This is a genomic window from Ningiella algicola (assembly GCF_028401415.2).
Classification (GTDB): domain Bacteria; phylum Pseudomonadota; class Gammaproteobacteria; order Enterobacterales; family Alteromonadaceae; genus Glaciecola.
Genome location: NZ_CP171821.2, coordinates 4,372,005 through 4,387,198 on the forward strand (window position 1 = coordinate 4,372,005; position 15,194 = coordinate 4,387,198).

General features: G+C 43.8%; 14 protein-coding genes. 9 read left to right on the forward strand and 5 right to left on the reverse strand.

The window, feature by feature from the left end; all coding sequences use genetic code 11:
- Window positions 1-20 precede the first annotated feature (20 nt).
- A complete protein-coding gene (locus PN836_RS19075; protein WP_395341425.1) occupies window positions 21-2,225 on the forward strand; it encodes a hypothetical protein in 2,205 nt (734 codons plus the stop codon).
- A gap of 952 nt (window positions 2,226-3,177) precedes the next feature.
- Here PN836_RS19075 and PN836_RS19080 read toward each other — a convergent pair.
- On the reverse strand, window positions 3,178-3,876 hold the full coding sequence (locus PN836_RS19080; protein WP_395341426.1) for an aspartate/glutamate racemase family protein: 699 nt from the start codon (window positions 3,874-3,876) through the stop codon (window positions 3,178-3,180).
- Window positions 3,877-4,184: 308 nt separating this feature from the next.
- On the opposite strand from PN836_RS19080, the gene PN836_RS19085 reads away from it, so the two are divergent.
- The 5 genes from PN836_RS19085 to PN836_RS19105 all read left to right on the forward strand — a co-directional run bounded on the left by PN836_RS19085 (window position 4,185) and on the right by PN836_RS19105 (window position 9,188).
- On the forward strand, window positions 4,185-4,649 hold the full coding sequence (locus PN836_RS19085; RefSeq protein WP_395341429.1) for a hypothetical protein: 465 nt from the start codon (window positions 4,185-4,187) through the stop codon (window positions 4,647-4,649).
- 146 nt (window positions 4,650-4,795) lie between these two features.
- Entirely contained in the window at window positions 4,796-6,205 is a 1,410-nt protein-coding gene (locus PN836_RS19090; RefSeq protein ID WP_395341431.1) for a sulfatase, read from the forward strand.
- An 84-nt stretch (window positions 6,206-6,289) separates the two neighbouring features.
- Entirely contained in the window at window positions 6,290-7,855 is a 1,566-nt protein-coding gene (locus PN836_RS19095; RefSeq protein WP_395341433.1) for a M17 family metallopeptidase, read from the forward strand.
- Window positions 7,856-7,901: 46 nt separating this feature from the next.
- On the forward strand, window positions 7,902-8,186 hold the full coding sequence (locus PN836_RS19100; protein ID WP_395341436.1) for a DUF1653 domain-containing protein: 285 nt from the start codon (window positions 7,902-7,904) through the stop codon (window positions 8,184-8,186).
- A 153-nt stretch (window positions 8,187-8,339) separates the two neighbouring features.
- Entirely contained in the window at window positions 8,340-9,188 is an 849-nt protein-coding gene (locus tag PN836_RS19105) for an MBL fold metallo-hydrolase (protein ID WP_395341438.1), read from the forward strand.
- Between the two features lie 38 nt (window positions 9,189-9,226).
- Here the strand turns inward: PN836_RS19105 and PN836_RS19110 are convergent, their stop codons facing one another.
- Together PN836_RS19110 and PN836_RS19115 are read right to left on the reverse strand one after the other, a co-directional pair.
- Window positions 9,227-10,981, reverse strand: coding sequence for an amidohydrolase (locus PN836_RS19110; RefSeq protein ID WP_395341441.1), 1,755 nt, complete (start codon window positions 10,979-10,981; stop codon window positions 9,227-9,229).
- A 59-nt stretch (window positions 10,982-11,040) separates the two neighbouring features.
- A complete protein-coding gene (locus PN836_RS19115; protein WP_395341443.1) occupies window positions 11,041-12,057 on the reverse strand; it encodes a serine/threonine dehydratase in 1,017 nt (338 codons plus the stop codon).
- A 135-nt stretch (window positions 12,058-12,192) separates the two neighbouring features.
- Here PN836_RS19115 and PN836_RS19120 point away from each other — a divergent pair, with 135 nt between their 5' ends.
- The 3 genes from PN836_RS19120 to PN836_RS19130 all read left to right on the forward strand — a co-directional run bounded on the left by PN836_RS19120 (window position 12,193) and on the right by PN836_RS19130 (window position 13,907).
- Window positions 12,193-12,822: an NAD-dependent epimerase/dehydratase family protein gene (locus PN836_RS19120; protein ID WP_395341444.1), complete on the forward strand. Its 630-nt coding sequence runs from the start codon at window positions 12,193-12,195 to the stop codon at window positions 12,820-12,822.
- 136 nt (window positions 12,823-12,958) lie between these two features.
- Window positions 12,959-13,330 (forward strand): hypothetical protein, encoded by a 372-nt coding sequence (locus PN836_RS19125; protein WP_395341446.1) that lies wholly within the window; start codon window positions 12,959-12,961, stop codon window positions 13,328-13,330.
- Between the two features lie 58 nt (window positions 13,331-13,388).
- On the forward strand, window positions 13,389-13,907 hold the full coding sequence (locus PN836_RS19130; protein ID WP_395341448.1) for a YgjV family protein: 519 nt from the start codon (window positions 13,389-13,391) through the stop codon (window positions 13,905-13,907).
- 133 nt (window positions 13,908-14,040) lie between these two features.
- Here the strand turns inward: PN836_RS19130 and PN836_RS19135 are convergent, their stop codons facing one another.
- A complete protein-coding gene (locus tag PN836_RS19135; protein ID WP_395341451.1) occupies window positions 14,041-14,445 on the reverse strand; it encodes an ExbD/TolR family protein in 405 nt (134 codons plus the stop codon).
- Window positions 14,446-14,647: 202 nt separating this feature from the next.
- Window positions 14,648-15,187 (reverse strand): flavodoxin FldB, encoded by a 540-nt coding sequence (gene fldB, locus PN836_RS19140; protein WP_395341453.1) that lies wholly within the window; start codon window positions 15,185-15,187, stop codon window positions 14,648-14,650.
- Window positions 15,188-15,194 lie beyond the last annotated feature (7 nt).

The window sequence follows — 15,194 nt, forward strand, 5'->3', positions numbered from 1 at the left end:
AGTAAAGCAAGGAAGCAATTATGGATAGACGACATTTTCTTAAATCAACTTCGATTGGTTTATCTTCACTTATACTAGCAAATCCTTTAAGTGTAAAAGCAAACACAAATGATCACCCTGATGTGATTACTGTCAATACTACAAATCAAAATATATCTGAAGCGCTGCAAGTCGCTTTTGAGCAAGCTTACAATTTATGGGTAGATGACCCGCTTTCAAGACGACCGGTTATCAAAATACCTGCTGGTCAATATGATGTGGCTGATATAGTTGGAAACAATCGTGGAAACTATCCATTCCATTTGCCTCCTACCTTTAAGTTAATGGGAGCCGGGCGCGACTTAACGCACATTACAAGTGCCCAACCCAGAAGTGATCAATATCGATTTTTGATGATAATGCCAAGTACAAGGTTAGATGTAATCAATACTTGTCCAACTTATGATAGTGCTTGTCTTGATTCGGCATTAAACCAGCTCGGTCCATCGTTTAATATCGAAATTACAGGGATCAGATTTCATGAATTCGACAATGCAATCAGTTTTAAAGATTCGCGTGATTGTTTAGTACACAATTGCGCCTTTAATAGTAGCCTTGTCGCTGTTCAATTAGAGCTCAACAGTGTGTTCGGCAATTCAAATCACCGATTTGAGCATTGTCACTTTGACGCTAGATCGCAAAGTGGTGATGCAGACAACTTCTGTTTACGTTTTGAAGCGCCTTTTGCGACTGTAATGACTCGCCTGGAAACAGGTATACAAAGTGTTCAAGAATGTGAGTCTCTAGGTGGTAATGCCAATGACTACGATTTTGGCAACCAGTCTTGTGTTGTACCAGACGATGCCAAAATTGGCGAATACCTTGCTAATCTATTTGGCTCGGATCAATCGACCGACAAAGCGAATAGAAATTGTTCGATCTCAGACTGCGATTTTTATCATTCGAAATACAGTGCCATTGAATTTGCAGGAAAGCTAAATATATTTAATCGAGTCTCTTATTGTGGATTTAATAAATGTGAAGGAACGGGTGTTGAGTTTGATAAAGGTGCGAGCTTTAATATCGTAGAAAATTGTGTTTTTGCAGGATTGAAACCAACTACTGTATTTGCTCCATCACAACCTTATATTTTTCAAGCTGCGGTGCAAGAGCAAGAAGGAAGTCGTTCGCTTGATGCGCGCATAAAGTCCTATATTGACGAAATGGGATTAGCTGAACCCACAAATCCCAAATACCTTGGGAGCGATATTTTTCTGCGCTCTGCATCACTTCCCCAGAACAACATCATCCAGTTTAATCAGTTTGATGTAAGCCGCAGCTATTGGTTAACAGATTACGAGCCCATTGTGAGCAAGCATGCCCAGCTGCCAGACGTCTACCCGAGTATTAAATTGAGTGCATCACTTAATACGCGAGTCATCGGTAATCAGGAATTCGTTAGTAATAGTGCGTTGAAAGTTGATGATACTGACGTGATGGGGCAATCAATCGTGCTATACCAGAATGATAGTTTGAGGGATATCCGTGGTGGTGTTCAAATACTGCAAAATCAATTCTTTGGGGCATGGTTCGTTGTTGGCACTGAAAATGGATTAGTTGATACTTTGCCCTTGTATGTAGAAGACAACTACTTTGGGCAGAATGACGGGGTTTCACGAGGTGGTATTTCAGCAAACCATCTCTATTCACAGCAAGCTATAGTAAGAAATAATATGTTTTATTGTGCGAGCAATAGTAGCTCCGCAATATTTAGATTGTTTGATATTGCTGATTGTCGGTTTCAAGGCAATACGTTCAAGTTACCTAGTGTTATCAGTATGTATATTGTAAGCCGTGCAGGAAATGCAACACGTAGTCACGCGACTCGCTTTGACTTAAATGTAATAGATGGCGGTCACGCTATGTATATTTATGATTATTCGGGTGTTTCCAATCCAAATTCAGTCAATGATACGCTTACGTTTAATCAAAACACGATATCGAACATGTCAGGTTCTGGACGTGTTATTGCAGTGACTCTGTGGTTTCGAAATATTGAGGCTAACAGTAATGCGTTCACCAACAATCAGGATAAGACTTTTCAAGTTTATAGCCTTTCCGATAACTTTTCCCAAGATGGTCAAAACACTCTGTCGCTAGGCGCAAACTCTCAGAATAATGTTTATAGCAGAAATTATGCGAATACGAGTGGCGTATATATAAGCAATGATTTTTGGGCTGATTAGCGCGAACCGCCACATTAGACAAATTCAGCACCCGAAGAGATTTTGACTTTGACGCATGATACAAAAGAAATATCGTATGCTTGAATATTCTGTATTTTGAGGTAAGTCACATAGCATCTATCCACCAAGATTACAGTACCAGCCGCCAGTTTACTTGTTCATCTCAAGGGCGAAAAATTTCGCTAATCTCTTCAAGTCAGCAAATAATCAAGCATAAAACTGTCCAAAAATGCAGCTTTCACGACGGTTGGTCGATAGCTTTAAATTGTCTTGTACTCAGCACTAATCTATTGAAAAGAGTGTCATACAAATCATCCGTCGCGCTATTACCAAGAATACTGTGCATCAAGCCTATGAGCTGATAGTCAACTGTCCGCTGGGGACACTTAAGTGTCCGCGGACACTTACAAAAAATAAAATAGCTATAAATATCAAAGGGTTAAAATTGGATTGTTTTTTGCTTAAAATCAAGTGAAAAATTAACAATAGCAAATATGTCCGTTGAGCCAATAAGGATTTATCATGAAATTTATATCAATTGCAAAACAAACGCTGGTGACTGTTTCTTTATTCGGGATGATATTAGGGCGTGTTGATCTTTGCTGTATGATTTTGCAGCAGTTTGTGCGCTATTTAGACAAAGAAACGCAATTGAAGTGTAGTCATCTACATAAAATTGCGATGATGCAGTATAAATGGTGCACAAGCGCTCACTGCTGTGGGAGCCACAAAGGGTACGCTCTGTGTGTCCACCGCTCTTTGTTACATGCTCTTGATGCAGATATACTGCACCTGCGAGCATGTGCCGCGATCGATGAACACACAGAGCGTACAAAATTCATACAGCAAAGATCAACATGCCCTAGTGAGTCAAGCGGCCTTCAGCCTTTTATTTTTGTCATGAGAGCATTTTCCAACGTGGCGTGCATTTAGCTACCGGAACGATGGTTACCTACGCTGTTAATATCGCCCGTTCGACCGCTTTATTTGCGTGAATAAGGGTGGTGTCCAAAAGTTTAATGCTAGTATCTCCTGGCTGGACTAACAGGCCAATTTCGGTACAACCCAGGATGACCGCTTCAGCGCCTTGGTCTGCTAAAGACTGAATAATGCGCAAATATTCTCGTTTGGAGCTTGCTAGTAATTTCCCTAGGCAAAGTTCATTGTAAATCACATCATGGATAATCTTTCGATCGTCATCACTAGGAATCAACACTTCTAAGCCGAAGTGCTCAGTTAATCTGCTTTTGTAAAAGTCTTCCTCCATGGTAAAAGCAGTGCCGAGCAAGCCCACTGTGCGCATCGAGTTTTCAAGAATAGTCTCGGCGGTAGCATCAGCAATGTGTAAAAGGGGAATGTTAATTTCGTTTTCTATATGTGGAGCAACTTTATGCATGGTGTTGGTGCAAATAAGCAGGAAATCCGCGCCTGCTCGTTCCACCTTTTTAGCCGCTTCACATAGGATAGTTGATGTTTCTTCCCACTGGTCATTGTGTTGTAGCTTTTCAATAGGGTCGAAATCAACGCTGTACATTACAATTTTTGCAGAATGCAATCCGCCAAGGGCTTGCTTAATCCCCACATTGATGGTGCGATAATATTCAAGCGAGCTTTCCCAGCTCATTCCACCTAACAAACCGATTGTTTTCACTTGTTTCCCCTTTAGGCGTTGCGGTAGTGAGCGCCGTTTCTTAAACAGGATTCAGAATATTTAGCACAACGGGTTCAAGACCGTTTTTTGTAGGTTACTGCCATTATTGTAGATTTGGCAAGTTGTTAGAAAGAAACGCTCACAGCAAATGTGAAAGTTGATTCTCCATAGTGCTTTACTGGTGCTTTAAGTTGTCATCTAGGACTAGAGCCTGTTAAATCGATTAAGGTGGTGTATTATTCGTCTTACATCTCGCAAGTTGTTTGCATTTTAAACACTGCCAAATTGCCATCAGCGGGAGCTTTGCAGTGAAAATATGGATTGAGTATCACAAAGGTATTGTCGCATTCGCGGTTATCGTTATCGCGGTTATCGCTTATATACACGCAAATAATACAAATGATGCCTCTATTTTACAGTTAACCATTCCACTGGGTATGCTTGGCGCCGTGTTAAGAGAATACGCCGCGTTCGTCAAACAGGACAGCCCATCTGAAAAAGCGCCCAGCGTATTTGTGTTTTCCGTGATTATTGGCGGCATATTATCTTTAATTCTTACGCTACTGTTTGCTTCAGGTTTGCTCGCCGGGCAGATATTTCCAAATTTAACCGGTGGTGATGACACGGTAAGTAGCATTCAGAGTGCGCTTAGAGGCGGTGCAGGAGTTGCCACGAATGCTGACTTATACAAACTGTTGCTTTGGGCGCTTATTGCGGGGTTTGCTGATAATTTTGTGCTTAATAAGCTGAGTAATCTAACCACGGTGAGATAAATCAGGGCAATTTGCACGCCTCACAATACCCAGCCTTTTCACTATAATATTTTGATTCTGAGTTTAAGTGCGTAATACTCAAGCCTATTTACTCGATTTGCGCTGAGAAGCACACCCTAATACCGCCCCATATAAGGATACACCCCATGCATCTACCGCCATCAAGGTATATTCGCTTCATCATAGCCATATATTTACTTTTTTGTGCCATGCTGCACGTACATGCGAGTGAAGGAAGTCAATCTCAGCAATTGCCTAATGTTATTTTAGTGTTCATCGACGATTTAGGCTATGGCGATCTCGGGGTGTATGGGCATCCCACTATTCATACACCTAACTTAGATCAATTAGCGCATGAGGGCATTAAAATGACCTCATTTTATGCCGCGGCCTCAGTATGTACGCCCTCCAGAGCCGCATTAATGACTGGAAGATACCCACTCAATGCCGGTATGCCAGGAAACTTAGGTCCTGATTCGCCGGGTGGTTTGTCGCTTGAGGAGCGAACCCTAGCCGAAGCACTTAAAACAAAAGGCTATCAAACGGCAGCCTATGGCAAATGGCACCTTGGTGCAGTAAAGGGTTATATGCCTACCGACCGAGGGTTTGATGAATATCTAGGTCTGTTGTATAGCAACGACATGATACCGCCTTGGGTAAACACTCAGCGTCCCTTGTACCTTTACACCAATGACAAGCCGATTGAAGAAGCTCTCGATCAAAGCCTACTGACGCAACGCTATACGCAAGCGGCGAAAGCATTTATTCAAAAAAATAAAGAAGAGCCGTTTTTTATCTACTTAGCTCACTCAATGCCGCACCTGCCCATTTATGCATCTGAAAAATTCGAAGGACGCTCAGCAGGTGGTGACTACGGGGATGTGATTGAAGAAATTGACAGCACTATGGGCGAGATTATCGCATTAGTGGATGAGCAAGGTTTAGCAGAAAATACGCTAATTATTTTTACCAGCGATAACGGTCCGTGGCGCAATCTGCCGACCCGCATGTTCAATACAGATGCTGTGGAGAAATGGCATGGTGGCAGTACTGGGCCCTTAGCCGGGGCGAAAGGCACGAGCTATGAGGGCGGGCAACGCGTGCCAGCGATATTTAGGTGGACGAACACCATTGGCGCTAAACAAGTGTCTTCTGAGTTAACTAGTACCATGGACATTCATGCGACCATTCTCAAGCTTGCTGGTGTAGAAGAAGCATCGGAAACACCACTAGATGGTCGTGACATATTGGCTGTGCTGACTGAAAAGGCGCCATCTCCGCATGACTATTTCTATTATTTTTCTGGCAATAGTCTAGAGGCTGTTAGGGATAAGCGATGGAAGTTGCGTATTGGCTTAGAGGCCGATGACTGGACATCACCAGAGTATACGAACAGTGATACTCCTGTTTATTTAGAATTGTTTGATTTGAAAAACGATCCTTTCGAGCAGTTTAATTTGGCGCAGCAACATCCGCAACACGTGCAGCGTCTCAAACAGCAAATGCAAGACTACGCAAAATCTATCGGCGCAAATGTGCGTGCGTTGCGAAATTGACGGTTTGCGAAAACAAAATTGTGTATTGCACGTATAACGATACTAAACGATAACAAAACGCGTTTGCGAACCTAAAGGATTTTAATGGCTTACCCAATTCCTAAATCACTACTTGGCGCCGATTCACTCAGTATATGTAGCTGCGACCTTACGGTAATTATCGGTTCTATCGATACACAGGGCCCTTTCAGCTCATTAATTGAAAGCTTCAATATCGCTAAAAATAGTGACCCCAGGGTAGGGCTTAAGCCTTCTCTGATTGCCTATGATAGCGTGCCGGGTAAACGATTTTTGCATGTTCCAGTAGGTAACTTGAATCGAGATTATGATGATGTCAGGCGGTTTTTCGATTTAGGCAAAAACATATCTAGTATTTTGCTTGAAATAGAAGCATTCAATCCACTGCTGACGCTGGGGAAGATTGACTTAACACCAGCGCGTGAAGATGACTATCAGCATGCATTGGAGAACGTGTATTTGGGTATATGCCAGGGGCTTTGGCAACCGCTTGAGGCAAGAGAAGCACGTGATGAAAAAGCGATTGAGCCGGTTGAATCTATCTCGCTATTTGGTATTAACGAAAGGCAGGTGAAGTATCTCAACGCTTTAGAAGCAGGAAAACGCCTCGCGAGAGACCTTTGTGGCACCGAACCAGAACGAATGTCACCCATTAAATTTGCTGAATATTGCCAGGCCGCATTTTCCGATAGTGTCGTTTCGGTAGATGTTATTGAGAATGAGCATCAAATGCTTAAATCCTATCCCTGTTTGCATGCGGTTGCCAGGGCATCGCTGGAGACTCCGCGACAGCATCCTAGAATTATACAGCTTACTTACGAGGGCGAAAATCCACAGCGTACGCTTTTCCTAGCCGGTAAAGGCATCACCTACGATACTGGCGGTGCAGATTTAAAAGTTAATGGTCATATGGCAGGCATGAGCCGCGACAAAGGCGGCGCAGCTGGCGTGGCTGGTATTATGCAGACATTAGCCCTACTTAAACCCACAGGAATTAAAGTGGTTGCCTCCATTGCAGCCGTTCGAAATTCAATTGGGGCGGACGCGTATGTGCCCGATGAAATCATTACTTCTCATGCAGGCGTGCGCGTCAGAGTGGGTAATACTGACGCTGAAGGTAGGATGGTATTGACAGACGTTTTATCCCACCTGCGCGAGCAAGCCGTATTGGCCGTGAATCCACAAATATTCTCAGTCGCAACCTTAACCGGACATGCTGCAATTGCCTTTGGCCCATATACTGCCTTACTTGAAAATCAACAAGCGATTGAGCAAGGCGTAAGCGACACATTGATTGCTGCTGGTCATCAGTGGTCAGACCCTTGTGAACAATCAAGAGTCAGGCGCGAAGACTACGATTTTATTAAGCCGCGCTCTAAGGCGGATGATGTTTTATCGTCTAACAATGCGGCGTCGGTTGGCACAGTAAGGGGACACCAGTTTCCGATGGCATTTTTGAGCATTGCCTCAGGCATAGAGAGTCACAATGCAAGCAGTGAAAGTGCAATAGCCTATACCCATGTTGATATTGCAGGCTCCGGCATTGAAGGCTTAGATTGGCAGCATGGCAAGCCTACAGCGGCGCCGGTCGCAGCGTTTGTCGCAAGCTACGTAAAGCCTTTGCTTGACTAAGATTTTCAGTTTATCAACGGAGTATGACCAACAGGCGTTAATCAGAATGCAAAATAAGCAACTAAAGGTGGAAGGAAAATCGCTGAATACCGGTCTTTATCGGCACTACAAAGGCGGCATGTATCGAGTCATTGATTTGGTGAGACATTCTGAGACGGAAGAAACATTGGTGTTGTATAAACCTTTGTACGACCCTCAAACCCACCAAGCCTGCGATAATCAGTCCTTATGGGTTCGCCCGGCTTATATGTTCTTTGAAAGCGTTACAGTAGATGGCAATAATCGGATGAGGTTTGAATATTTAGCTGAACAAAGTTTAATTGCTGAATGAGAAGTAGGCACAACAAAAGTCGGCATAACAAAAGTCGGCAAGTATGTGCGTGTGTACTATACTGAGCTCAAATCTAACTCGCTGAATAATCGCATATATGCGACGACATTAATTTTGCGCCCTGCGCTTTAAACACTACCACTAGGAAATTGTATGAAACGAGTATTAATCGCAGTTCTGCTAGCAAGCACGTCGATAGCCACTATCGCCCAAGACCGCTTTGCAGACGTAGAAGTGACTGCCGAGCATATCGGCGGTTCGGTGCACATGTTAATTGGAGCAGGCGGGAATATTGGCGTATCCGCAGGGGACGATGGTGTATTGATGATAGATGATCAATACGCGCCGCTTGCGGAAAAAATCAGTGCAGCCATTAGCGGCTTAAGCGATGCGCCAAAGCGCTTTGTGATCAACACCCATTATCATGGCGATCACACCGGCTCCAATGCTTTTTTTGCTGAAAACAAAGGCGTTACAATATTTGCACATGAAAACGTGCGCATGCGCCTTGCGTCGGGAGAAGATGTGAGTCCCGCGATGCTGCCAGTGGTGACTTACCAAGATGGCGTTAAGTTTCATATGAATGGCGAAACCGTGCACGTTTTTCATTTACCTGATGGCCATACTGACGGCGACAGTGCGATTTGGTTTGAACAGCCAGATGTGTTGCACACAGGTGACTTATTCTTTAAAGACATGTTTCCCTATATTGACTTAGGAGCCGGCGGAAGCGTCAATGGCTATATTCAGTCTGTTGAAGTGTTGCTCAGCAAAATTGACGATGACACTCAGGTGATCCCAGGGCACGGTACCTTGGCAAACAAGGCTGACTTGCAGCGCTTTGTTGATATGATCAAAGAAACAAACGCGTTCGTGCAGTCGAAAAAAGTCGAAGGCCTCAGCGAGCAAGCCGTAATTGATGCAGGTTTACCCGAAAAATGGGACAGTTGGGCATGGCGTTTTATCACCGAAGAACGCTGGATAAAGACGCTGTATCAATAAGCGTTTTATGTCAAAGCAGACCAAACAAAAACCCCGCATTATTGTGGGGTTTTTGCATATTTTTGTTGTCCGTTCACCCACGTTTCAATTACCTGTGTGTCCCGAATAAGGGATGCATCGACTTCAAAAATATCCCTGTCGATGATGACAAAATCCGCTTTTTTCCCCGGTGCTAAGCTACCAATCATATCTTCTTGAAAGGCCGCGTATGCCGCATCTATGGTAAAGCCTTTAAATGCTTGTGCACGCGTCACAGATTCTTCTTTTATCCAACCTTCTGCAGGCTGCTGGTTCGCGTCTTGCCTTGTAACCGCCGCATGCAAACCATGAAAAGGATTGGCTAGTTCTACGGGAAAATCACTTCCAAAGGCAATAATTGAGCCCTGTTTCAAGAATGTCTGCCAGGCATAAGCACCTCTGAGCCTTGCAATGCCAAGCCTAGCTTCTGCCATATTCATATCGCTGGTGGCATGAGTTGGCTGCATGGATGGTATGACGCCGTATTCTTTGAACAGTGGTATATCTTCAACGGCCACCACTTGTGCGTGCTCAATACGGTGACGCCCCGGGTTTTCCTGAAAGTTCTTAAAGCTACGATTGAATTGCTCCAAGGCTAAGCGATTGGCTCTATCGCCAATGGCATGGAAATTTAGTTGAAAGCCAGCACCAATCACGCTATTAAATAACATTGGTAGGCGTTCCTCTGCGGTCACTAATAATCCCACGTTATCTGGGTCATCTGAATAAGGTGCAAGTAATGCTGCGCCCCTGCTGCCCAGTGCGCCATCGCCGTAAGCTTTTACGCTGCGAATGGATAAAAATCCAGCTTCGTCTTGGAAGTGTCCTTGCGCAAGCATGTCGGTGATATTTGGGTCGGTAGCAGAAAGCATGGCGTAAATTCTAAAATCAAGGTCTTCGTTTTTAGCTTGCTTGATATATAAGGCTCTTACTGCTTCACTTATCCCTGCGTCATGGGCGCTAGTAATGCCGAGGCTCAGTAAATGTTGGCTGGCAAGTTGCAATTGATAAGTCTTATCTTCAATGGTCGGAAGTGGGCGCTTTTCAAACACCAGATAGCTTGCATTATCAATGAGTAAGCCTGTTGGTTCGCCGTTTTCATCCTTGACAATTTCACCACCGCTCGGTGAGGGAGTATTGTTATCAATACCGGCTAAGCTTAAGGCCTTTGAGTTAACCCAGTCTGCGTGACCGTCTACTCGGCTAAGCATAACCGGCCGGTCAGGGAAGGCCTCATCCAAACTGGCTTTGCTTGGAAATTGTTGATTCGGCCATAAGACCTGATTCCAGCCTCTACCGATTATCCACTCACCATTGCTATCTCTGCTTGAGATATGCGCTTTAATTCGCTCGACCGCCTCTTGCTCACTCTGTGTGCCGCGTAAATCGACCTGCACCAAGTTTTCACCAAGACCTAGAATATGACCGTGAGCATCGATTAAACCAGGGATCATAGTCGCTTGCTTCATATCGCGAGGAATTGTGTGTTGTACGCTCTGAACCTTGTTTAATTCCTCACCAATTGCCATCACTTTGTCATTTTCAATGTAGATTTCAGAAAACCGAATCAGCTCACCGTCACCATTTAAGGTGTAGCCATTTACATTGGTAAGATAATGCGCGTTTGGCTTATTTGGTGCTGCTTCTGTGTTCATGGCCAAAGCGGCACTTGCGCTGTTAGAAAACATCGTGAAATACGTGAATACACTCAAGCTAAGCAGTGTTGCCAAATTAAATTGATGCCCCCAAAAAAGCGGGTAGGCTCTCTTAATCATTTTTGTATTCCCTGATGGTTAGTATATGCGCATGTATGGCTATTTAATGTCATAAAAGCTTATCGATCAAGACTAGGACGAATGGCAAGCGCATCAGTGCTATACACTTTTTGCATGCTTTGTTGGCTAATGTTGCCGCCAGATATTATCACCATAATACGTTTTCTGGATGGTGTCTTTTTTAATTCTTTGGCTTGTATATGATTTATGTGCTCAACTACCGCCTGCATGGTCATTGCGCAAGTGGGCTCAATGTGCAGTTTTAAAATGTGCTGTAGCCATTGCGTCCAATACACAATATCGTGCTCACTGATTTCATAAAAAGCATCGACCTTTTTCAGAATTTTAAAGGTGTGCTCGCCAACACTGGGCGTGGCTGCGCCATCGGCTAATGTTTTGGGTGGCTCACTGAGTGAAATAATTCGGTTTTCGCGCAAAGATTGGGCCGCATCATTCGCTTCAAGAGGCTCTGCTCCAATCACTTCAATATTCGGGTTCATTGCCTTGGCACAAACAATCGTGCCGCTAAGCAAGCCCCCACCGCCGCAAGGGGTGGCAATGACATCAATATTATCTACCTGTTTGAGTGCTTCAAATGAGGCAGTGCCTTGACCGGCGATAATATAGGGATGATTAAACGGGGGTATCCATACCGTGTTGTTATCGTCGCTCGCTGATTTAACCGCTGCATCTGCTTCAATTCTAGTATCAAAAGTATGGAGCTTAGCGCCGTATGAGCGTGTGGCTGCTGCCTTAATTTGGGAGATATTAGCTGCGCTGTAAATGCTTACCGGCACATTAAATTTTGCGCCTGCGTATGCCACTGCTTGCGCATGATTGCCTGAGGAGTTTGCCACAATGTGTTTAGGTAGGCGGCCTTGAGCTTTCAATTGAGATAAGAAATGCATCGCCCCGCGCAGTTTAAATGCACCGGTCGTTTGTAAACATTCTGCCTTAAAAAATATCTCATGGCCTAACCAAGTGTTGAGTAAAGATGAACTAAAAACGGGGGTGTTGACGATATGTGGCGAAATCAGTTCGTTAGCTCGTTCGATATCTGCAAAAGTAATGCTCATTGATCTGCGGCGCCCATATAGTTTAAACATGCATTCTTAAAACAAGTTAATGTGTAATTGCTTGAAATCTTGTGCATATTAAATGATTTATTGTTATGTTGCCTTACATGAAAAGCTAACACATACGACGCTTGAATGACTAGGAAATATACAGCATGTGTAGTAGGCGCTTCTGGATTGGTTGGCAAAGCATTGGTCAATCAGCTATGCCAAGATGAACGATACGAGTCCATCACCTGTTTGGTGCGTTCTGTGCTGCCAGCTAGGCATTATTATGACCCGATTGGGAAAATTAAACCCCTAGTCATCGATTTTGATCAGTTCCAAGATTATCAGGGATATTTTACGGTAGACCATGTTTACTGCTGTCTGGGAACCACAATCAAAGATGCTGGCAGTAAAAGCGCATTTCGTCGCGTTGATTTTGAATTCGTTCATGTTGCTGCGCAATTGGCAAGAGCTCAGCGAGCGACGAGTTTTGTATGGATTTCGTCATTGCATGCTAACGCAAAAAGCAAAAGCTTTTATTTAAAAGTAAAAGGCGAGCTGGAGAACGCAATTTTAACGATGCCGCAGCTCAACAATGCCGCAGCGGTGCGGCCGCCATTATTGGACGGCCACAGAGATAAACCCAGAGCAGGTGAGCGCTTTGCGCTTAAGGTACTAAAGTGCCTTTCGCCCATTATGAAAGGACCGCTAGAGAAATATCGTCCTGTGGATGCAAATCAAGTGGCCTCGCAAATGATAAGCTTACAGGTGTTTTAGAGCCTGTAAGCCATTCGTAAGCGTTTAGTGTCATTAGGTACATAACTCAAGCAAAATTAATTAAAGTATTTGGCAAATATTGTGGATATAGAAGTATAGATACATCCCTTATCACTTAAATAATGAGGTTACGTTAATGAACAGTTGCATCCCGCATGACACTAAAGCCTTGTTTAACCAAGTAAAAGTAGAAAAATTCTGGTGGGACGGCGTGCAGGTCAATATTCCTTTTCATTGTATCTATGCCGTTATCCCCAACCCTGTCGCGGACCATCACAGTAAAATTAATGGTTTTGACGTACCGGTTTTAGTGTTGGGCGATTATCATGTGCCGATTTGGGATCCAATGCATAAGGAGCTAAAAGGTATGCCAAAGTATGCCGTGGTGCTGACTCATCAAGAAGGCGATAAATTTGGCTTGTATGCCTATCCCGCAGACTGCATGGATGAAAGCTATTGCATCACTTACGATGAATGGTTTGCCAGACAAAAGACAAACACGCCCTAGCTTATTCTTAGAATATCCGCATAATACCCAGCCTTAAATCTAGGCTTGAGAGTGTCATTTGGAAGCACATATTATTGTCGCCGAGTTGTTTGGCGCAATTGCTGTGGTATTCAATTTTATTGGATATCGCCAGCAAGACATTAACCGGTATCGCTTAATTTCTGCTATTGCGCTTGCGGCGGTAAGCACGCATTTTTTTATGCTCGGGGCATTGGCTGCGGGTATCGGTACTGCTCTGGCAAGCGTGCGTAACGTCATTGCGATGTATTATCGAGGGAATGCGATTTTGGCGTTGTTTGTCGTGCTTAATATCGCTTTTTTTGCATTCGAGTGGGGATACTTAGATAGCCCTTGGATCATCATTATTGCTTATAGCTCATCTTTAATATTTACCGTAGGCACGATTGTATTTACTGAAGCTGCGCAGGTAAGGCGGTGGTTTATTCTTGCAGAAGCGCTGGGTCTAATTTACGCGGTCTTGGTAGGCAGCATATTTGGCACCATCTTCAATATCACTAATCTCTCAAGCATATTTTATGTTCTTTATAAAGAAAGGCGTGGTAAATCCAAAGACTAGGGCGTGGTGTTATTTGCTGCAAAATCATATAGCAAAGATCAACGCGTCCTAAAACGCCAATCCTTGAAGGCCAGATACAAAAAAGCCAGCCGGTTGTTTCAAGGGCTGGCTCTTGGATGTTTTCGCTATGACTTTAGTCTTTTTTCACCAACACCGACACATTTCGAATGCCAGCTAGTTTGACTTGATCCATGACTTCTACAACGATGCCGTGCTCGGTGTTCTCATGTGCCTGTATAGCTGCGGTCTCAGTGGCATTTTCCGCAAGAAATGTTTGTGTGTTTGCCACAACGCGGCGTATATCTACGATACGACCCGCCATCATAATCTGACCTGTGTCATCAATACGAATAGATAAGGCTTTACTTGGTTGATTTGTTGGGGTGTTGTCTTTTGGCCGATTGGCACTTAAGCCCTTTTCTGATGAGAAGGTGGTTGTCACAATAAAAAAGATTAACATGATGAACACGATGTCGAGCATCGGGGTCATATCAATTTGAGCATCTTCATCTGCGGACGTGTGCTTTTTTCTCTTCATTTTTTACAGCTCTCTTTATAAACACAGAATGGCATATTTCTCTATAGTATATCGATTCAGACAAAAATGCATAGTAGCTTGGATAAATTTCATTAACAATTTTGCAAATATTGCGCTTTTATTCAATCATTCTGGAACGAGCATTGACCAAAATCGCTAGGCTTCGCGTTGCTATACGCTACACCGACGCAGTATTTCAGCATTAAGACCACTCTTCCACAATTTGCTGGCACCACTGACTAATACGCTCATCGCTTTGATCAAATTGATTCTCATCATCTAAGCTCAGCCCAACAAAAAACGCATTATCCTCAGTAAGTGCTTTAGATGCGATATATTCATACCCGTCCGTAGGCCAATAGCCAACGATATTGCAATCCAGCGCGAGGACTTCGTCATGTAACATGCCCAATGCATCTTGAAACCAATCTGCATAGCCTAATTGGTCGCCAAGGCCAAACAATGCCACCGTCTTATTGGCAAGTGACATCGTTTTGATGTCATCCCATGTAGATTCCCAATCTTCTTGCAGCTCGCCGAAATCCCATGTGGAAATGCCAAATATGATTGTGTCGTAGTCTTCTGTTTTACTTAAATTAGTATCTTTAATGTCGTGCAAATCAATATTAGATCCAGTTAGGGCTTGAAGCGCGCTTTGAATTTTTTCTGCCGCCATTTCCGTATAACAGGTGGTTGAGCCGTAAAAGATAGCGATTTTCTGATTGCTTGTATTACTTGTCATAGCTTCA

Bases quoted from the DNA above. Each gene is read 5' to 3' on its own strand.
- PN836_RS19075 (WP_395341425.1), top strand. From the start codon at position 21: ATGGATAGACGACATTTTCTTAAATCAACTTCGATTGGTTTATCTTCA.
- PN836_RS19090 (WP_395341431.1), top strand. From the start codon at position 4,796: ATGCATCTACCGCCATCAAGGTATATTCGCTTCATCATAGCCATATAT.
- PN836_RS19095 (WP_395341433.1), top strand. From the start codon at position 6,290: ATGGCTTACCCAATTCCTAAATCACTACTTGGCGCCGATTCACTCAGT.
- PN836_RS19100 (WP_395341436.1), top strand. From the start codon at position 7,902: ATGCAAAATAAGCAACTAAAGGTGGAAGGAAAATCGCTGAATACCGGT.
- PN836_RS19105 (WP_395341438.1), top strand. From the start codon at position 8,340: ATGAAACGAGTATTAATCGCAGTTCTGCTAGCAAGCACGTCGATAGCC.
- PN836_RS19110 (WP_395341441.1), bottom strand. From the start codon at position 10,981: ATGATTAAGAGAGCCTACCCGCTTTTTTGGGGGCATCAATTTAATTTG.
- PN836_RS19115 (WP_395341443.1), bottom strand. From the start codon at position 12,057: ATGAGCATTACTTTTGCAGATATCGAACGAGCTAACGAACTGATTTCG.
- PN836_RS19120 (WP_395341444.1), top strand. From the start codon at position 12,193: ATGACTAGGAAATATACAGCATGTGTAGTAGGCGCTTCTGGATTGGTT.
- PN836_RS19125 (WP_395341446.1), top strand. From the start codon at position 12,959: ATGAACAGTTGCATCCCGCATGACACTAAAGCCTTGTTTAACCAAGTA.
- PN836_RS19135 (WP_395341451.1), bottom strand. From the start codon at position 14,445: ATGAAGAGAAAAAAGCACACGTCCGCAGATGAAGATGCTCAAATTGAT.
- fldB (WP_395341453.1), bottom strand. From the start codon at position 15,187: ATGACAAGTAATACAAGCAATCAGAAAATCGCTATCTTTTACGGCTCA.